Origin of the sequence: Micromonospora haikouensis, from assembly GCF_900091595.1 — a bacterium.
GTDB classification, from domain to species: domain Bacteria; phylum Actinomycetota; class Actinomycetes; order Mycobacteriales; family Micromonosporaceae; genus Micromonospora; species Micromonospora haikouensis.
Genome location: NZ_FMCW01000011.1, coordinates 102,193 through 120,184 on the forward strand (window position 1 = coordinate 102,193; position 17,992 = coordinate 120,184).

Annotated in this window: 18 protein-coding genes and 2 pseudogenes; 13 read left to right on the forward strand and 7 right to left on the reverse strand. The window is 74.0% G+C overall.

Annotation, left to right across the window (positions count from 1 at the left end; translation table 11 throughout):
- The first annotated feature begins 24 nt into the window (after nt 1-24).
- From GA0070558_RS13125 to GA0070558_RS13135, 3 genes are read left to right on the forward strand one after another with little or no spacing between them, the layout of a single operon-like run.
- Nucleotides 25-918, forward strand: coding sequence for a hypothetical protein (locus tag GA0070558_RS13125; protein ID WP_091279149.1), 894 nt, complete (start codon nt 25-27; stop codon nt 916-918).
- Nucleotides 915-2,057 carry a geranylgeranyl reductase family protein gene (locus tag GA0070558_RS13130; protein WP_091279341.1) on the forward strand — a complete coding sequence of 381 codons (1,143 nt, stop codon included), beginning with the start codon at nt 915-917 and terminating at the stop codon, nt 2,055-2,057. Before GA0070558_RS13125 ends, GA0070558_RS13130 begins: the two co-directional genes overlap by 4 nt.
- A 30-nt stretch (nt 2,058-2,087) precedes the next feature.
- A complete protein-coding gene (locus GA0070558_RS13135) occupies nt 2,088-2,858 on the forward strand; it encodes an isoprenyl transferase (protein WP_043961890.1) in 771 nt (256 codons plus the stop codon).
- 48 nt (nt 2,859-2,906) lie between these two features.
- On the opposite strand, the gene otsB is transcribed toward GA0070558_RS13135, so the two are convergent.
- The 3 genes from otsB to GA0070558_RS13150 form a co-directional block, all read right to left on the reverse strand.
- Nucleotides 2,907-3,731, reverse strand: coding sequence for a trehalose-phosphatase (otsB, locus tag GA0070558_RS13140; RefSeq protein ID WP_091279152.1), 825 nt, complete (start codon nt 3,729-3,731; stop codon nt 2,907-2,909).
- A gap of 69 nt (nt 3,732-3,800) precedes the next feature.
- Complete coding sequence (locus GA0070558_RS13145; protein ID WP_043961892.1) at nt 3,801-4,154, reverse strand: hypothetical protein; 354 nt, start codon at nt 4,152-4,154, stop codon at nt 3,801-3,803.
- Nucleotides 4,155-4,315: 161 nt separating this feature from the next.
- Nucleotides 4,316-4,756 carry a helix-turn-helix domain-containing protein gene (locus tag GA0070558_RS13150; protein WP_043961893.1) on the reverse strand — a complete coding sequence of 147 codons (441 nt, stop codon included), beginning with the start codon at nt 4,754-4,756 and terminating at the stop codon, nt 4,316-4,318.
- Nucleotides 4,757-5,021: 265 nt separating this feature from the next.
- On the opposite strand from GA0070558_RS13150, the pseudogene GA0070558_RS13155 reads away from it, so the two are divergent.
- The 6 genes and pseudogenes from GA0070558_RS13155 to GA0070558_RS13180 form a co-directional block, all read left to right on the forward strand.
- Nucleotides 5,022-5,354 (forward strand): annotated as a pseudogene (locus GA0070558_RS13155) (hypothetical protein); the annotation flags it as partial.
- Nucleotides 5,355-5,434: 80 nt separating this feature from the next.
- A pseudogene (locus tag GA0070558_RS13160) lies at nt 5,435-5,761 on the forward strand (hypothetical protein); the annotation flags it as partial.
- Between the two features lie 456 nt (nt 5,762-6,217).
- Nucleotides 6,218-7,627: an RNA 5'-3' helicase PhoH2 gene (phoH2, locus tag GA0070558_RS13165; RefSeq protein WP_077936148.1), complete on the forward strand. Its 1,410-nt coding sequence runs from the start codon at nt 6,218-6,220 to the stop codon at nt 7,625-7,627.
- Nucleotides 7,628-7,912: 285 nt separating this feature from the next.
- Complete coding sequence (locus GA0070558_RS13170) at nt 7,913-8,614, forward strand: aggregation-promoting factor C-terminal-like domain-containing protein (protein ID WP_091279158.1); 702 nt, start codon at nt 7,913-7,915, stop codon at nt 8,612-8,614.
- Nucleotides 8,615-8,751: 137 nt separating this feature from the next.
- Nucleotides 8,752-9,408: a rhomboid family intramembrane serine protease gene (locus tag GA0070558_RS13175; RefSeq protein WP_043961897.1), complete on the forward strand. Its 657-nt coding sequence runs from the start codon at nt 8,752-8,754 to the stop codon at nt 9,406-9,408.
- Between the two features lie 203 nt (nt 9,409-9,611).
- The gene (locus GA0070558_RS13180; RefSeq protein WP_091279162.1) at nt 9,612-10,580 is read left to right on the forward strand and encodes an NAD(P)/FAD-dependent oxidoreductase; all 969 of its coding nucleotides are present in this window, start codon (nt 9,612-9,614) and stop codon (nt 10,578-10,580) included.
- Nucleotides 10,581-10,591: 11 nt separating this feature from the next.
- On the opposite strand, the gene GA0070558_RS13185 is transcribed toward GA0070558_RS13180, so the two are convergent.
- Nucleotides 10,592-11,284, reverse strand: coding sequence for a TetR/AcrR family transcriptional regulator (locus tag GA0070558_RS13185; protein ID WP_091279166.1), 693 nt, complete (start codon nt 11,282-11,284; stop codon nt 10,592-10,594).
- A 143-nt stretch (nt 11,285-11,427) separates the two neighbouring features.
- Here GA0070558_RS13185 and GA0070558_RS13190 point away from each other — a divergent pair, with 143 nt between their 5' ends.
- A complete protein-coding gene (locus GA0070558_RS13190; protein ID WP_091279169.1) occupies nt 11,428-12,372 on the forward strand; it encodes an NAD-dependent epimerase/dehydratase family protein in 945 nt (314 codons plus the stop codon).
- Nucleotides 12,373-12,433: 61 nt separating this feature from the next.
- Here GA0070558_RS13190 and GA0070558_RS13195 read toward each other — a convergent pair whose 3' ends face one another.
- Both GA0070558_RS13195 and glpX read right to left on the reverse strand, forming a co-directional pair.
- Nucleotides 12,434-13,405, reverse strand: coding sequence for a DMT family transporter (locus GA0070558_RS13195; RefSeq protein WP_091279171.1), 972 nt, complete (start codon nt 13,403-13,405; stop codon nt 12,434-12,436).
- On the reverse strand, nt 13,402-14,433 hold the full coding sequence (glpX, locus tag GA0070558_RS13200; protein WP_043961901.1) for a class II fructose-bisphosphatase: 1,032 nt from the start codon (nt 14,431-14,433) through the stop codon (nt 13,402-13,404). The genes GA0070558_RS13195 and glpX overlap by 4 nt, the downstream gene beginning before the upstream one ends.
- Nucleotides 14,434-14,605: 172 nt before the next feature.
- Here glpX and GA0070558_RS13205 point away from each other — a divergent pair, with 172 nt between their 5' ends.
- The 3 genes from GA0070558_RS13205 (at nt 14,606) to GA0070558_RS13215 (ending at nt 17,698) form a co-directional block, all read left to right on the forward strand.
- Complete coding sequence (locus GA0070558_RS13205; protein ID WP_439709593.1) at nt 14,606-15,265, forward strand: DUF4245 domain-containing protein; 660 nt, start codon at nt 14,606-14,608, stop codon at nt 15,263-15,265.
- A gap of 595 nt (nt 15,266-15,860) precedes the next feature.
- Complete coding sequence (locus tag GA0070558_RS13210; protein WP_077936155.1) at nt 15,861-16,682, forward strand: hypothetical protein; 822 nt, start codon at nt 15,861-15,863, stop codon at nt 16,680-16,682.
- Nucleotides 16,683-16,840: 158 nt separating this feature from the next.
- Nucleotides 16,841-17,698: a hypothetical protein gene (locus tag GA0070558_RS13215; protein ID WP_043961903.1), complete on the forward strand. Its 858-nt coding sequence runs from the start codon at nt 16,841-16,843 to the stop codon at nt 17,696-17,698.
- A gap of 47 nt (nt 17,699-17,745) precedes the next feature.
- Here the strand turns inward: GA0070558_RS13215 and GA0070558_RS13220 are convergent, their stop codons facing one another.
- The gene (locus GA0070558_RS13220; RefSeq protein ID WP_043961904.1) at nt 17,746-17,967 is read right to left on the reverse strand and encodes an exodeoxyribonuclease VII small subunit; all 222 of its coding nucleotides are present in this window, start codon (nt 17,965-17,967) and stop codon (nt 17,746-17,748) included.
- Nucleotides 17,968-17,992: the final 25 nt, after the last annotated feature.

Below are 17,992 nucleotides of genomic sequence, written 5' to 3' on the forward strand. Positions count from 1 at the left end.
CCGCACCGGGCACCATCGGATGCCATGAGGACGGCCGCCGCGACCACCGAGGTCCGGCGGCCGTCCGCCGTCCGGGCCCTGACCACCCTGCTGGCCGTCACGGCGGCGGCCACCGTCGTGGTCGAGCTGCTCAACTGGTGGTACGCCCCGGAGCAGGGCTTCGGGCTGGCCGTGCGCACCGGTTGGGCGATGCTGCGCTCGCTGGGCTTCCTGCTGCTGATCGGGCACGTGCGCCGGGGCCGAGCCCTGGCCCGGCCGTTCGGGCTGATCCTCGCCGTCACCACCGTCTTCGCCGTCGGCCGGCTGGTCGTGCCGAGGCAGGGCGTGCCGCCGTTGCCGGGGCTGCTCGGCTTCGCCCTGCTCACCGCGCTCTGCGTGGCCGTGGTCTGGCTGCTGTACCGCTCCGACGCCGTCGCCGGCCACCTCGTCCGGCACCGGAAGGGTCTCGTCGTCGAGGGCGGGACGATCGCCTGGCGGGAGGTCGCCCCGAAGCGGCCCCCGGTCACCGGCTGGCTGCTCACCAGCCGGGCCGCCGCGTTCACGTACAGCCCGCTGATGCTCGTCCCGGCCCTGGTGGCCGTCGGCGTCGTGTTCGACGGCCGGCCGGCCGCCGGACCCGCCGTGCTGTTCTGGTTCGCCGCCGGCATCGCGGTCAGCTACGTCGTGCTGTTCTGCACCGCCTTCCTGCTGCGCGGCCGGCGCTGGGCCCGCCGCCTGCTGGTGGCGGTCACCCTCGGCGTGCTCGCCGTGGACCTGCCGCTGTGCTGGTGGCTGCTCGGCGTCGACGGCCTGGTCCGCGACGGCGCCCCGTTGCTCGCCGCCGCCGTCCTGGCGTTGTACGGGTTGTGGCGCGCCCGCCGGGCGGAGGCCACGCCGACGCCGGGGGTGAGCCGCCCGGGGACAGGGGAGGCGCCATGAGCGACGAGTACGACGTGGCGGTGGTCGGGGCGGGTCCCGCCGGTGCGGCAGCCGCGCTGGCCGCCCGCCGGGCGGGTGCCCGGGTGCTGCTGCTGGACCGGGCCGACTTCCCCCGGGACAAGGCGTGCGGGGACGGCGTCGCCGCGCACGCGGTGGACGTCCTCGCCCGGCTGGGCGTCACCGGGGCGGTCGACGGGTACACGCCGCTGCCCCGGATCCGGCTGGTCGGCCCCGGCGGGGACGCGGTGGCGCGGGCGCTGCCCCGGCCGGCGTACACGGTGCCCCGGGAGGTGTTCGACGCCCGGCTGGTGGCGGCGGCGGTCGCGGCCGGCGCGGAGCTGCGCCGGCACGCCGTGCGGCGGGTCGAGCCGCGCGGCGGGCGGGTGGTGCTCGACGGCGAGATCGCCGCGCGGGCCGTGGTCGGGGCGGACGGCGCGTCGTCGGTCGTGCGGCGGGCGCTCGGCCACCCGGTGAACCCGGACCGCCACCTGGCCCTGGCGATCCGGGGGTACGCGCCGGCCCGCCCCGGCCCGCCCGAGCAGCTCATCGTCACCTCCGGCCCACGCTGGCCGGCGTACGCCTGGTCGTTCCCGATCGGCGACGGGCGGGCGAACGTCGGGTACGGGGAGGTGCTGCGCGGCGAGCCGCTGAGCCGGGCGCACCTGCTGGACCGGCTGGCCGCGCTGCTGCCCGACGTCGACCCGGCGACGGTGACCGGGCTGCGCGCCCACCACCTGCCGCTGTCCACGCACCGCCCGCCGCCCGGCCGGGGGCGGCTGCTGCTCGCCGGGGACGCCCTGTCGTTGATCAACCCGTTCACCGGGGAGGGGATCTTCTACGCGCTGCTCTCCGGCGCGCTGGCCGGCGCGGCGGCGGCCGGCGACCCCGCCCACGCCGCCCGCGACTACGTCGCCGCGCTGCGCCGCCGCCTCGGCGTGCACCTGCGGCACAGCTCGGCCGCGGCCTGGCTCGCCCGCCGCCGGTGGGTCGTCGACGCGGCGGTGCGGGCGGCCCGGCGCGACGAGCGGGTCTTCGGCACCGTCGTCGAGTTGGGCCTCGGCGACGGCCGGCTGGACGCGCGGACCCTCGCGATGATCGGTGTCGGTCTCTCGGCGCGGCATCGGCCACCGAAGGGTTGAAGCGCGCGCGGGGTCGCTACTCTGCAAGTGATGACTCTGCGGAATCTCCTCTACTCCGTGTACGAGCGGCGGCTGACGGCCACGCTCGCGGGCAAGCCGGTGCCCCGGCACGTGGGCGTCATGTGCGACGGCAACCGTCGCTGGGCGCGGGAGATGGGCTTCGTCGACCCCAACGACGGGCACCGCATGGGCGCGGAGCGGATCAAGGAGCTGCTGCGCTGGTGCGACGCCGCCGGCGTCGGGCACGTGACGCTGTGGCTGCTGTCGACGGACAACCTGTCCCGCCCGGCGGAGGAGCTGGACCCGCTGCTGCAGATCATCGAGGATCTGTCGACCGAGCTGGCCGAGGAGGGCAACCCCTGGCGGCTGCGCATGGTCGGCGCGCTCGACGTGCTCCCGGCGCACCACGCGGCGGCGCTCAAGGCCGCCGAGGAACGCACCCGGCAGCGCACCGGCGGCGCGCAGGTCAACATCGCCGTCGGGTACGGCGGCCGGCGCGAGATCGCCGACGCGGTCCGCTCGTTGCTGCACGAGCACGCGGCGGCCGGCGGCACGCTGGAGGAGCTGGCCGAGACCCTCGACGTCGACCACATCTCCGAGCACCTCTACACCCGGGGCCTGCCGGACCCGGATCTGATCATCCGGACCAGCGGCGAGCAGCGCCTGTCGGGCTTCATGCTCTGGCAGTCGGCCCACTCGGAGTTCTACTTCTGCGAGCTGAACTGGCCCGACTTCCGCCGGGTCGACTTCCTGCGCGCCCTGCGCTCGTACGCCAACCGGCAGCGCCGCTTCGGCGTCTGACCCGCCCGGCCCCGAGCCCGACCGGGCGGCGGCCGGGCGGGGCCGGGCTCACCGCAGGCGCGGCAGGGCCTCGGTGAGGAAGTCGCCGAGGGCGGCGGGGGAGTCGATCGTCAGGTCGGCGGCCTCGGCGACCTCGTGGCCGGTCTCCGGGTTGGCCACGGCCACGCAGACCCCGAGGAAGTCCGGGTCCGCCGCGGCGCGGGCGCGCAGCGCCGCGAACGCCTTGATGTCGGAGACGTCGTCGCCGAAATACCAGGCCCCGCCGGCGTCCCGGACCACCTCGCCGATCACCATGCCCTTGTCGCGGTCGACCGGGGGCTTGATCTCCAGCACCATCCGGCCGGCCTGCACGCGCAGCCCGAGCCGCTCGGCCTGGGCCTGCCCCCACTCCTCCACGATCTCGCGGAGCTGGGGGGCGGTGCGCCAGTGCAGTGCCACGGAGAGCCGCTTGAACTCCACCAGCGCGCCGGGCGGCAGCTCGGCGCGGGCGAGGTCGGCCAGCTCCTGCATCGTCGGCACCCAGGGCAGCGCCGCGGGCTCGGTGACGGTCTCGCCGCCGGAGTGGCTGTGCTCCAGGCCGTAGAGGCCGTAGAGGTCGATGCCGGCCAGCCCGCCGAGGTGGTCGCGGAGGAACTCCACGGGGCGGGCGGAGACGATGGCGACCCGGCGCACCAGCGGCGCGAGGGCCTCGATCGCGGCCAGCACCTTCGGCGCGGGCTGCACGGCGGTCGGGTCGTCGTCGACGGGCGCGAGTGTGCCGTCGAAGTCGAAGAAGAGGACGGTGTCGGACGCCCGGCCGGCGGTTGCCTGCCAGGCCTGGTCGGCGTCCAGCGGGGTCTTCGGCTGCTGGTTGCCCAGATTCAACGGCGGCACGCGCGACAGCGTACCCCGGCGCGGGCCACTCATTCGTGGTCGAGACGAGGCGCTACGGCCAGGAACAGGTCAGCGTTCGGCGGCCCCCCGGCCCCGGCGCCCGAACGGCAGGACCTCGGCGTCCTGGCCGTGGCTGAGCAGGTAGCCCTCCACGAAGCCGGCGTTGCGGTCGCCGGTGCGCGTCTCGATCTCGGTGAGCCGGGCCACCAGGAACTCGGTGAGCGCGCTGATCCGGTCGTTGAGCCGTTCGTGCAGCTCGGCGACGACGGCCAGGACGACCGCGGTGCCGGCGGTGGTGAGGGCGAGGAGGTTGGCGACCACGGGAAGCTCCCCGTCGCCGACCACGCCGATCACCACGTTGCCGGTCACGGCCGAGGTCAGCGCCACCGCCGCGACCACGACTGCGAACCACTTCAGGGTCATCGACAGACCCCTCCTTCTGTCCCGCAGGGCTGGGTTCGGCCTTGTCCCGTCCCCCCGCCGACGACGAGCCCAAGCAGTACGGATAGGACGCTAGCGTGCCCGTTCCGGCCCCGGAGCGAAACGATTGGGTACGGCTTGCCGTTCTTTCGCCATCTGAGGAACTAGCCCGCCCGATTACCCCTTTTTCGGACATCTACCGGGAGACTTGGGCGATACGCGAGGTATCTAATGGTTTCTCGGATGTGGAACTTCTCCGCGTCGGAGACGTTGGGGTCGACCAGCCGGCGCAGCAGCGCCTCGACGTCCGGGTCCATCGGGGGCGGTGCGGTGGCCGCCCGTGGGGTGGCGGCGCGCTCCCAGCCCAGGGCCGCGAAGGCGGCCGTCGGGTTGAGGCCGAGCCCCTCGCAGAACGCGACCACCCGTTCGGCCTCGGGGTCGCTGGCCCAGTCGCCACGCACCCAGCGGTTGATGGTCTGCCGGGAGACCCCGGTGCGCCGGGAGACCTCGGTGCCGCTCCAGGCGCGCATGGCCCGGGCGTCGTCGAGGGCCCGGCGGACGAAGGCGGCGAAGGCGATCTTCCTGGCGTGAGCGCTCTCGGTCACCCCGTGACGGTACGGCCAGCCGGATCCACTGGGGACGCCGGGCACGCCTATGTCACGTGAATGAGACACGCGTATCTGGCCGTTCGCGGCCCTTCGTGAGGGCGATTTCAAGGCGTATCACCTGCGCAGGATAGGAGCACGTCAGTGGCGGGGTAATCGGACGAAAAGCTGATACTGTCACGTTCATGGGACAGTTTACCGTGTGTCACGTGCACGAGACGACTGGTGCTCGCCTGCGTCCCTTCCCCGTCCTCAGGGGGGCGCGGTGACCGAACTCGCCACCCGTGAGCAGGCGTTCGGCCTGGTCGCGGAGGGAGTTGCCGCGGGGCTGAGCGCCCCCTGGCGGCTCTACCTCGCCCGCGGCTGCCGCTACCTGTCGCTCAACGTGGGCGACCGGGCGGAGTGGGACGCCTGGCGGACCCACCTCAACTGCCCGGAGCTCAGCGTCCGGGTCTACGACGCCGGCGGCGAGATCCGCCGCTGCTCCGTCGCCGAGCTCGTGCTCGACGGCTGCCGGATCAGCGTCGAGCTGGTCGAGGAGGTCAGCACGGACGACCTGGAGCGGCTCCTGGTCGCCGACCCCGCCGACCCCGCCGACCCCGGAGTCGACCCCGCCGGCCCTGGAGCCGGCCCCACCAACCCCGGGGCCGGCCCTACCGGCACCGGACCGGAGGAGCGGTGAGCCCCTTCGTCGCGGTCGTCCTCGTCCTCGTCCTCGGCTCGGCCAGCTACGCCGCCGGGCGGCTGCACGGCCAGCTCAGCTACCGCATCGGCTACCGGTTCGGCTACCGGCAGGGCTACTTCGACGGCGACCGGGGCGCCTGGAACCGCCGCCGCCGGGAGGCCCAGGCCGCCATCGCCTCGGCCCTCGCCGGCCCTCCGCCGGCCGTCCGGCGTGGCCCGACCGCGCGGCAGGGCACCACGTACACCGGCTCCGCCTTCGCCGCCTCCGCCGCGCCCGCCGTCTCCGCGGCGCCCGTCCCCGGCCCGCCGGCGCGCCCGGCCGGTGCCGTCGCGGTCGCCACCACGGCGACCGCCGCCGTCCGGGCGACGGCCGGGACCACGGCGGCGGTCGGCGGCCGGCACCCCGCCGTCCTGGTCCGGTGGCAGAACTGAGCCGGCCGACGAACCCGGTGCGACGTCCGCGGCGGACGCGCACCGCCGGGGCCACGTCAGACCGGTGACGGTGGTCCCACCGGCCGGGATGCGCGCAGGGGGCATGCATCCCGGCCGGTCCGCCGTGCCTGTTCACCGGTCCGACTCCCGAGATCCACGGGTCAACCCCTAGCCGGGACGCCGTGGCGCGGCTAGCGTCTAGTCATGGCGCGGGATTCCCCCCGGGCCAGCCGGCCAGCCCGGATCTGCGACCTCGCGCACGGGGCCCGCATCCGACCCCGTGTCCCCGGGCACCGGACGAGGCGGAACGCGGATGGCCGGGTGCCCATTCGCCGGAGCAGGCCTGTGACGACTCGCCGTACCCCCGCCGGTGCCGACCAGACCCCGGCCGCGACTGCCACGACCCGCCGTGCCACCCGGAGCCGCCGCGCGGCGACCCCGGTCGAGCCCGAGGAGCCCCGACCAGCCGGCCAGGCGTTCGTCCTGGACACGTCGGTCCTGCTCTCGGACCCGGCGGCCTTCCACCGGTTCGCCGAGCACGAGGTGGTCCTGCCCCTCGTGGTCATCTCCGAGCTGGAGGGCAAGCGGCACCACCCCGAGCTGGGCTGGTTCGCCCGGCAGTCCCTGCGCATGCTGGACGAGCTGCGCGTGCGCCACGGCCGGCTGGACCGGCCGGTGCCCGCCAACGACGCCGGCGGCACCCTGCGGGTGGAGCTGAACCACACCGACGACGGCGTGCTGCCGCCCGGCTTCCGCAACGAGTCCAACGACGCCCGGATCCTCTCGGTGGCGCTCAACCTGGCCGCCGAGGGGCGGGACGTGACCCTGGTGAGCAAGGACATGCCGCTGCGGGTGAAGGCGGCCTCGGTCGGGCTGCGCGCCGACGAGTACCGGCACGGCCAGGCCAGCGACCCGACCTGGACGGGGATGGCCGAGCTGGCGCTGGGCGACGACGAGATCTCCGCGCTCTACGCCGGCGAGACCCTCGACCTGGACGGCGCGGCGGGGCTGCCCTGCCACACCGGCCTGGTGCTGCACTCCGGGCGCGGCTCCGCGCTCGGCCGGGTGCTGCCCGACAAGACGGTCCGGCTGGTCCGGGGCGACCGGGAGGCGTTCGGCGTGCACGGCCGCTCGGCCGAGCAGCGGGTCGCCCTCGACCTGCTGCTGGACGAGTCGATCGGGATCGTCTCGCTGGGCGGCCGGGCCGGCACCGGTAAGTCGGCGCTGGCGCTGTGCGCGGGCCTGGAGGCGGTGATGGAGCGCCGCCGGCACAAGAAGGTGGTCGTCTTCCGCCCGCTGTACGCCGTCGGCGGCCAGGAGCTGGGTTACCTCCCCGGTTCCGAGACGGAGAAGATGTCGCCCTGGGCGCAGGCCGTCTTCGACACCCTCGGCGCGGTGGTGCACGAGAACGTGCTGGAGGAGGTCATGGCGCGGGGGATCCTGGAGGTCCTGCCGCTCACCCACATCCGGGGCCGCAGCCTGCACGACGCCTTCGTCATCGTGGACGAGGCCCAGTCGCTGGAGCGGGGCGTCCTGCTCACCGTGCTCTCCCGGATCGGGCAGGGGTCGCGGGTGGTGCTCACCCACGACGTCGCCCAGCGGGACAACCTGCGGGTGGGCCGGCACGACGGCGTGACCGCGGTGATCGAGACCCTGAAGGGGCATCCCCTGTTCGCGCACGTCACGCTGAACCGGTCCGAGCGGTCGCCGATCGCGGCGATGGTGACGGATCTGTTGGAGGAGATCCCATTCTGACCGAGATCATGCCTGTCTAGTCACCCTTTAGCGTGATTCTGCCTGTGGCCCAGGTCACAATTGGGGCTGGTGGTTTCCCATCAGCCTCACTGTGCGCGATGGTGTCCATCGAGCGTCCACGCACCGCCAAGATCGTCCATTCTCGTCGGGCACCCGACGGCGAGGAGCGGCGGGGGCGAGTGCGTCGGCTGCGACCGGCAGGGTCGGGGCGCTCACGGCGCGGGCCGGGTCCCTCCTCGGGCCAGGGTCGCGCCGTGTCCTTGCCCCCGACGAAGGGACCACTTCGTGAGTCGGCTGTGGAGCCGGTTCGGTGCCCGTACCGCCGCCGTCGCACTGCTCTCCGTGGGCGTTGCCGGCGGCTTCTATCTGGGCGAAGACCGCGAAATCCAGCAACAGGGCCTGACCGCGCAGGTCGGCCTCCAGGTGGACCAGGCCGAGTTCGACTACCAGCGCGAGCGGCAGGCCCAGCACCGGATCGTCTCCGCCGAGACGCGGGCCGCCGAGTACCAGGCCGAGAAGCGGGCCGCCGCGGCGGCCAAGGAGGCTGCCGAGCGGGCCCGCGAGGCCGAGGCGGCGTCCCGCAAGCGCGAGCGCGAGGCGGCGGCGAAGAAGGCCGCCGAGAAGGCGGCCGCCGCCAAGGCGGGCAAGCCGTACGACGGCCCGATCCCCGCCTCGTGCAGCGAGTACGGCGGCAACCGCAAGATCGGCTGCGCGCTGATGATCGACGCCGGCTTCGGCATCGACCAGTTCCCGTGCCTGGACAAGCTCTGGACGAAGGAGAGCGGCTGGAACCCCAAGGCCCACAACTCCTCGTCCGGCGCGCACGGCATCCCGCAGGCCGTGCCGGGCAGCAAGATGGCCTCGGTCGGCGACGACTGGGAGACCAACCCGGCCACCCAGATCAAGTGGGGCCTCGGCTACATCAAGGGCCGCTACAGCTCGCCGTGCTCGGCGTGGAGCCAGTCGCAGAGCGAGGGCTGGTACTGATCCGCTGAGCACCGCATTCCCGAGCACCGCGACGGCGGGGTGGGCGCGTTTCCGACGCCCACCCCGCCGTCGTCGTTTCCGCCGACGGCCCGCCGCCCGGGTGGCGGCCGGGCGGGATTGCTGATAGCTGTTTGGGCATGACCCTGCACGACGGCCCCCCGGGCGGCGACCCGCGACGCTTCGGCACCGAGGCCTTCTACGCCTCGATCGGCCGCGCCTTCGTCGCCATGTGCGCCGTCGTGCCGGTGCTCTTCCTGGTGGAGGCCCTCGACGTCGGCCTCGGCATCGACCTCGACCTGGCCGGCGGCATCATCCCGCGCCACATCGACGGGCTCGACGGGGTGCTCTTCTCGCCGTTCCTGCACGCCGACTTCAACCACCTCTACAGCAACAGCGTGCCGCTGATCCTGCTCGGCACCTTCGTGCTCGCCGCCGGCTTCCGCCGGTTCATGTGGTCCACCCTGGTCATCGTGCTGGTCAGCGGGCTGGGCGTGTGGTTCACCGGCTCACCCAACTCGGTCGTCGTCGGGGCCAGCGGCGTCATCTTCGGCTACCTGGGCGTCCTGCTCACCCGCGGCGTGGTCGAGCGGAGCTGGTGGAACTTCGCCGTCGTGCTGCTGGTCGGCCTGCTCTACGGCTGGCAGCTGCTCGGCATCCTCCCCACCGACGAGCGGATCTCCTGGCAGGGCCACCTGTTCGGGCTGGTCGGCGGCGTGGTCGCCGCGATCCTCTTCCGGCGCCGCCGGGTCGAGGACGACCCGTACGACCTGGGCTCCCCGACGCTGCGGGCGTAAGGAAGGGCCCCCTGTTAACGCCTGCGGTAGAGAAGGGCACCCTTCTCACCCGCCCGCCGGGCCGCACGCGGCCCACGCCCGGCCCACGCGAGGCCCACGCCCGGGCCGCACTCGGCGTGAGATGGTGCTTGATCCGGACCCGGCGCGCGCCTACCGTCGGCATCAGCACGCGTTGATCCGTGAGCGGAAAGCGACGGTACGCCATGCCCGAGGTCGATGTCGCAGTGATCGGTGCGGGGCCGACGGGGCTCTTCGCCGCGTACTACGCCGGGTTCCGGGGGCTCTCCGTGGCCGTGGTCGACGCGCTGCCGGAGGCCGGCGGCCAGATCACCGCCATGTACCCGGAGAAGCTGATCCTCGACGTGGCCGGGTTCCCGGCCGTCAAGGGGCGGGACCTGGTGGCCAACCTGGTCGCCCAGGCCGCGCCGTTCCAGCCGAGATACCTGCTCGGCACCCGGGCCGAGAAGCTGTCGCACACCGACGGGCAGCCGGTGCTCGGCCTCGCCGGTGGCGAGCAGCTCACCTGCGGGGCGGTGGTCGTCACCGGCGGCCTGGGCAGCTTCACCCCGCGCCCGCTGCCGGTCGCCGACAGCTTCACCGGCACGGGGATCGTCTACTTCGTGCCGGAGCCGGCCGCCCTGGCCGACCGGGACGTGCTGATCGTCGGCGGCGGCGACTCCGCGTTCGACTGGGCGCTGGCGCTGGAGCCGCTGGCCCGCTCGGTGACCCTGGTGCACCGGCGGGAGCGGTTCCGCGCCCACGCCGCCACCATCGCCCGGGTGCAGCGGTCGTCCGTGCGGATCGTCGTCAACGCCGAGGTAACCCGGCTGCACGGCGACAGCGCGGTGACCGGCGCGGAGATCACCATGAAGGGGGCGGCGCCCGAGACGTTGCCCGTGGACACGGTGGTGGCCGCCCTCGGTTTCACCGCCGACCTCGGCCCGATCGCCGAGTGGGGGCTGCGGCTGGACCGCCGGCACATCCTGGTGGACAGCGCGATGGCGACGAACCTCCCCCGGGTCTTCGCCGCCGGGGACATCACCGAATACCCGGGCAAGGTGCGGCTCATCGCCACGGGCTTCGGGGAGGCCGCGACGGCGGTCAACAACGCCGCCGTCGCCATCGACCCGTCCGCCCACCTCTTCCCGGGCCACTCCTCCGACGCCCCCTGACCGCGCCCCCGTCAGCGGGGGAGGCCGAGGAGGTCGGCCATCAGGTCGGTCTGGTGCGCGAAATACTCGGCGCGGTGCGGCAGGGTGCGGTCGATCCGGCCGAACAGCTCGAAGCTGATCAGCCCGAAGAGCTGCGTCCAGCCGGCCATGCAGCGGGCGAGCAGCGCCTCGGGCAGCCCCGGGGCGAGGGCGGCGGCGATCTCCGCGAGGTCCGCCCGCAGCGGCTCGGGCAACTCGCCGGGGTCGGGGGCGGCGATGCGGCCGGCGGCCAGCCCGTCGCGGACGATGCCGACCAGCACGGCCGGTGGGCGCATCGCCGGCCCGAGCGTGTCGGCCGGGGCGGCGTAACCGGGGACCGGGCTGCCGTAGAGCAGGGCGTACTCGGCGGGACGGGCCAGGGCCCAGTCCCGGGCCGCCCGGCAGGCGGCATGCCAGCGCCCGCGCGGGTCGAGCCGGTCCGCGCCCGCGTCGGCCGCCTCCACGGCCGCCCCCAACGCGTCGTACGCCTCGACGATCAGCGCGGTGAGCAGGTCGTCGCGGCTCGGGAAGTAGCGGTAGAGGGCCGAGGAGACCATGCCCATGTCCCGGGCGACCGCGCGCAGGCTGAGGTTGGCGCCGTCGGTGGCGAGGTGGCGGCGGGCGACGGCCTTGATCTCGTCGAGCATCTCGGCGCGTACGCGGGCGCGGATCGAGGGGGCGGGCATGCCCCCACTCTGCCACGCGGGAGAGCGCGGATCAACTTAGAGAGCAGCGCTCTTGACGTGCGGGCTGTTCGGCGTCATGCTGGGTGCACCAGATCGAGAGCAGTGCTCTCGTTTCGTACCCCCGATTTGAAGGGTGACCTGTGATGTCGCTGCATGTGATCGTCGGCGCCGGACCCGTCGGCGCCGCCACCGCCCACCTCCTGGCAGCCGCCGGCGAGCGGGTCCGGGTGGTCACCCGGCGCGGCACCGGCCCGGAGCACCCGGCCGTCGAGCGGGTCGCCGCCGACGCCGCCGACCCGGACCGGCTCGCCGCCCTCGCCGACGGCGCGGTCGCGCTCTACAACTGCGCCAACCCGGCCTACCACCGTTGGCCGACGGACTGGCCGCCGCTGGCCGCCGCGCTGCTCACCGCCGCCGGGCGCGCCGGGGCCGTGCTCGCCACGGTCGGCAACCTCTACGGGTACGGGCCGGTCGACGGGCCGATGACCGAGGACACCCCGACGGTGGCGGGCGGCACGAAGGGGCAGGTCCGCAACCGGATGTGGGCCGAGGCGGTCGCCGCCCACCGGGCGGGGCGGGTCAGGGTGACCGAGGTGCGCGGCTCCGACTACCTCGGCGTCGGCGCGCTGTCGCTGCCGATGATGCTGCTGCCCCCGGTGCTCGACGGACGCCGGGCGGTGCTGCCCGTCGACTTCGACGCCCCGCACACCTGGACGTACGTCGACGACGTCGCGCGTACCCTCGTGCGGGCCGCCGCCGCCGAACGCGCCTGGGGCCGGGCCTGGCACGTGCCCAGCCCGCCCGCCGTCTCCGCCCGCGAGCTGGCCGTGCGGGCCGCCGCCCTGGCCGGCGCCCCCGCCCCGAGGCTCACCCGGCTGCCGTACCCGGCGCTGTGGCTGGGCGGGCTGGCCAACCCGTTCGCGCGGGAGCTACGCGAGACGGCGTACCAGTTCGACCGGCCCTTCCTGATGGACTCGACCGCGGCCACCGAGACCCTCGGCATCGAGCCGACCCCGCTGGGCAGCGCGCTCGCGCAGACCGTCGCCGCCCTGCGCGCCGCCCCCGGCCCTCGTCGCCCGGTGCGCTGAGCGGGAGCTGCGGTGAGAAGGGTGACCTTCTCTACCGTAGGCGTTAACAGGGGGCCCTTCCTTAACGGCGGGCCGGGGGCCCGAAGGCGGCAAGCAGCGCGGCGAACAGGGTGAGCGCGGCACCCAGCAGCGTGTTCACCCCCGGGTGCGACGCCGTGGTCGGCAGCACCACGTCCAGCAGGGCCGCGCCGACGACCTGCCCGGCGATGGTGGCGAGGCCGAGCAGCAGCACCCCGGTGAAGCGCACGACGGCGGCGGCGACCGCGATGAAGACGATGCCGACCGGGCCGCCCAGGTAGAGCCACGGCTCGGTCGGGAGGCCGCCGCCCGGGCGGCCCCGGACGGCCATCTCCACCACGAACGCGGCGAGCAGCACCCCGGTGCCGACCGCGAAGTTGACCAGCGTCGCGGCCAGGACGCTGCCGGAGGCCACCCGGACCCGCCCGTTCACCGCCTGCTGCCACGCGAGGCCCACCCCGGCCAGCAGCGGCAGCAGCGCCAGGCCCAGCGTGGCCGGGTCGCCGAGCCGGTCGCCGACCGCCAGCAGCACGGCCAGCACGGTCAGCGCCGCGCCCACCAGACGGTTCGGCGTGACCGCCTGCCGGCCGGCGGGGCCGAGCCCCGCCCGGTCGACGAGCAGGCTGCTGCCGGACTGCCCGGCGACCGCCGCCACGGTGAACACCGCCACGCCGAGCGCGCCGATGGTCAGCCCCTGGGCGGCCACGAAGAGCGCCCCGCAGGCGCCGCCGAGGCACTCCCACGGCCGCAGCGAGCCGCCCGCGAGCGCCGCCCGCAGCGTGGCCAGGCCCCGCCGCCCGGCCGGGGTGGCCGGCACCAGCACCAGCAGCACCAGCAGGCCCAGGCCGAACGAGACCACGGCGGCGGCGATCCCGTCGGCCAGGCGTACGCCCAGCTCGCCGTTGATCCGGGACTGCACGGCCACGGTGACCCCGGAGGCGGTGGCCAGCCCGACGGCCGTGATCCGGCGGGCGACCGGCAGGGTCGGCGGGGACAGCGTCCCGGTGGCGATCACTCCTGCTCGGCGAGAGGGCGGCCGTCGAAGTCGACGGCCGAGTACAGCGCCAGCTTCTCCAGCCGGTGGTACGAGTCGATCACCCGGATCGTGCCGCTCTTCGAGCGCATGACGATCGACTGGGTGTACGCCCCGCCGGCCCGGTAGCTCACGCCCCGCAGCAGGTCGCCGGAGGTGACCCCGGTCGCCACGAAGAAGCAGTTGTCGCCGGTGACCAGGTCGTCGGTGAACAGCACCCGGTCCAGGTCGTGCCCGGCGGCCAGGGCCTTCTCCCGCTCCTGCGCGTCGCGCGGCCAGAGCTTGGCCTGCATGACGCCGCCCATGCACTTCAGGGCGCAGGCGGCGGTGATCCCCTCCGGGGTGCCGCCGATGCCCATCAGCACGTCGACGTCCGACTCGCCCCGGGCGGCGGCGATCGCGCCCGCGATGTCACCGTCGGAGATGAACCGGATGCCCGCCCCCGTGCGGCGGATCTGGGTGACCAGGTCGTCGTGGCGGGACCGGTCCAGCACGCAGACGGTGACCTCGGACACGTCGGTGCCCTTGACCTTGGCGATCCGGCGCAGGTTCTCGGCGACCCCGGCGTTGATGTCGACCACGTCGGCGTACTCCTGGCCGACGGCCAGCTTCTCCATGTAGAACACGGCGCTCGGGTCGAACATCGCCCCCCGCTCGGCCACCGCGAGGACGGCCAGCGCGTTGGGCATGCCCTTGCTCATCAGGGTGGTGCCGTCGATCGGGTCGACCGCGACGTCGACCTCGGGGCCCGTGCCGTCGCCGACCTCCTCGCCGTTGAAGAGCATCGGCGCGTTGTCCTTCTCGCCCTCGCCGATCACCACGACACCCCGCATCGGGATCGAGTTGATCAGCTTGCGCATGGCGTCGACGGCCGCCCCGTCGCCGCCCTCCTTGTCGCCCCGCCCGACCCACCGGCCGGCGGCCATCGCCGCGGCCTCGGTGACCCGGACCAGGTCGAGGGCGAGGTTGCGGTCGAGATCCTGGGGGGTACGCGTCCTCGTGCTCGTCATGACGGCCTCCTCCTCGCGACGTTGCGGGGTCGACCGGCGGCATGCGGCCGTCGCCGCCGCCAGCTTTGTCGCTGATCCTCACACGTTGGTCAACCTATCGTCGGGCCGGGGCGCTGGTGGCCAGCTTCCCGGCAACCGGGCGGTGGGACGTATCACCCCGGTCACTCGCGCGGTGGCGGTTCGTGGCGGGGCGACCCGGGGCTGGAACAATGGCCGGGTGGATCCCGCCCAGCCCGCCGAGCACCGCCCCGCCGAGCCGACGCCGTCGACTACGCCGTCGACGCCGAGCCCGTTGCCGCCGGGCCCGCCGGGTCGGGAGAAGGCCCGGTCCGAGCGGTCGCCGAAGGACATGGCGATCTCCCTGCTGGTGCTGCTCGTCCCGATCGCCCTGCTGCTCGCCTTCTACCGGGGCTTCCTCGGCGGTGACCAGCCGAGCACCGTCGACCCGGCCCCCGCCGTGGAGCAGGCCCGGGCGGCCAACGCGTTCCCGGTGAGCCAGCCGGCCGGGCTCGACTCCGACTGGCGGACGGTCAGCGCCAGCTACCGCACCGTCGAGGGCGGGTCCAGCCTGCGGATCGGCTACCTGACTCCGGAGGGGCGGGGCGCCCAGCTGGTGCAGAGCAACGTGCCGCCGGAGCGGCTGCTCCCGGCCGAGCTGACGGCCGAGGGGCAGCCCCAGGGCCCCACCGAGGTGGGCGGGCGCAACTGGCAGCGGTACACCGCCCGGGGCAACGAGCAGGCCCTGGTGCTGCTCGAACCGGGCCGCACGGTGATCGTCGTCGGGGACGCCCGGGAGAACGAGCTGCGCCGGCTCGCCGACGCGGTGCGCTAGCCAGCGCCACCGAGCCGCACCGCGCTGCGTCGGACTGCGCTGCGCCGTACCGCCCGCCGTGCGCCACGCGTCGCCGTGCGCCGTGCCGTGCCGCACCGTCCGCGGCCCGCGGCCTGCGGCCCTCCTGGTCCGCCGTGTCGTGCCGCTTCGGTCCACGACAGCGGCCCTCTCGGCTCGACCTGGTCCGCGTCACCATCGAGCGCGAGTCGCACAACGTGACCCTCGCCGCTCGGCGACCCACCTGCCTCGCGCTCCCCTTTGCTCTGCACCCGAATACGCAACGGGCACGCAGCGCGACGCGGGTACCGTCGCTCCCGTTCCGACCGTCGCGCGTTTTGCCAGCTCTCCTAGGTGTTGCGTGTGTGGGTGCAGAGCAAAGGGGGTGTGCGGCTTCTGGCGGGGGCGGCGGGGCGCTACGGGGAGTCAGCTCGGCCGCTCACCTCGGGCCACATCGCAGGCATCACGGAGAGTGGCCAACTCGGGGTGGGGGGCGGGGCCGGCGGGGGACGGCGAGCGTCCGACCTTTCCGTTAGGCTGCCCCGGCTCGACCCCGGCCGCGCGATACGGCCGGGCAGCCTTTCGGAAAGAGAACGACGTGATCATTCGACGGTGGAGCGTCGGCGTCCTCGCCGCCGCCCTTTTCGTCCCCGCCCTGACCGCCTGCAACAACTCGACGGCCGCCGAGCCGGCTGCCGGTGGGGCGTCCGCCGCCCCGGCCGCGCCCGCCGACCCCAAGGAGGCGCTGCTCGCCTCCACCAAGGAGCTCAGCAAGGGCAACTTCACCTTCGCCATCACCGGCGGCGAGTTCAACGGCAGCGGCACGGTGCACATGCCGTCGAAGAGCGCCGAGATGAAGATGACCGGTGGCGACGCCGCCACCGAGGACTTCTCGATGGACATGCACTTCGTGTTCATCGACACCGACAGCTGGGTGAAGCTGGACATCTCCGGCCCGATGGCCGACGCGATCCCCGGGGCCAAGGAGCGCAAGGGCAAGTACCAGCACCTCGACCGCTCGAAGATCAAGGACGCCAAGGACCTCCAGTTCGACTTCGCCGACGTCGACCCGGCCGGCAGCGAGGCGCTGACCAAGGCGATCACCGACGTCAAGAAGACGGGCGAGGGCACGTACGAGGGCACCCTCGACGCGACCAAGGTCACCGACTCGGACGTCCTCGACGCCGACATCGTCAAGGGCATGGCGGACAAGGCCAGCGCCGTGCCGTTCACCGCGAAGCTCGACGCGCAGGGGCGGCTCACGGAGTTCCTCGTCAAGGTGCCGGCCGCCGGCTCCGCCAAGGCGCAGGAACTGAAGGTCACGTACGCCGACTACGGTGCGGCCACCGCTGTGCAGCAGCCGCCGGCGGACAAGGTCGTCGAGGCCTCCGACCAGCTCTACGAGATGTTCAAGAACTGATCCGGGGCAGGTGAGAGGGCGGCGTCCGCCACCCTCTCACCTGCGGACGGTGGGGCGGATGGACCGCGCGGGGATTGCGGAACCCGGCAACAGGGAACAGAAGTAGGCGTTCCCTCCGGCGCCCATGCGGGCCGGACGACCCACTTGGAGAGGTTCACGTGACCATTCGACGCTTCAGCGCGGCGGTCTTCGCCGCGACGCTGCTCACTCCTGGTCTGGCCGCCTGCAACAGCACCGGGACCGGCGAGGCGGGGGCCTCCGCGTCCCCCACGGTCTCCGGCAGCGCGGCGGCAGGCAGCGCCTCGCCCGGCAGCGCCTCGCCCGGCACCGGCGACGCCAAGCAGGCCCTGCTCAACTCCACGAACGAGATCCGCAACGGCAACTTCCGGTTCACCATGACCGGCGTCGGCACCACCGCCGAGGGGCAGGTGCACCAGCCCAGCCAGAGCGCCCAGATCAAGCTGAGCATCGGCGACGCCTCCTCGGACGTCTCGATGAAGCTCGACCTGGTGCACCTCAAGCCCGACAGCTGGGTCAAGCTCGACCTCGGTGGCCAGGCGGCCAAGCTGCCCGGCGTGCAGGGCCTCAACCTCGGCAAGTACCAGCACCTCGACCAGAGCCGGATCAAGGGCAACCGCAACCTGGGCTTCGACTTCGAGAAGGTCGACCCGGCGGGCAGCGAGGTGCTGACCCAGGGCGTCACCGAGGTGCGGCAGACCGGTGAGGGCGCGTACGCGGGCACCATCGACGTGACGAAGGCCGCCGAGGCCGGCTCGCTGAACGCCGAGCTGATCAAGGCGCTCGGGCAGCAGGCCCAGTCCGTGCCGTTCACCGCCAAGCTGGACCCGCAGGGCCGGCTCAGCGAACTGGTCGTGCAGATCCCGGCGTCCGGGCAGAACAAGGCCCAGGACATCCGGATCACGTACGCCGACTACGGCGCGGCGACCGCCGCCCAGCGCCCGCCGGCCGACCAGGTCGTCGAGGCCCCGAAGGAGCTGTACAACCTGTTCAACTGACGGGTGTGCCGGGGCGGCGGCAGCGCCGCCCCGCAGCCACGTCCGCCTCAGGCGTCCGGCTGCCGCCGGGCCGCGTCGATGCGGGCCCGCGCGCCGTCGAGCCAGTGCTGGCAGACCTCGGCCAGCTTTTCGCCGCGCTCCCACAACGCCAGCGACTCCTCCAGCGAGGTGCCGCCCGTCTCCAGCCGTTCCACCACCGTGGCCAGCTCGGCGCGGGCCTGCTCGTAGCTGAGCCGCTCGTCCGGCCCGGCGTTCTTCTCGTCAGTCATCCGTCCCATCCCAGCACATCCCGCC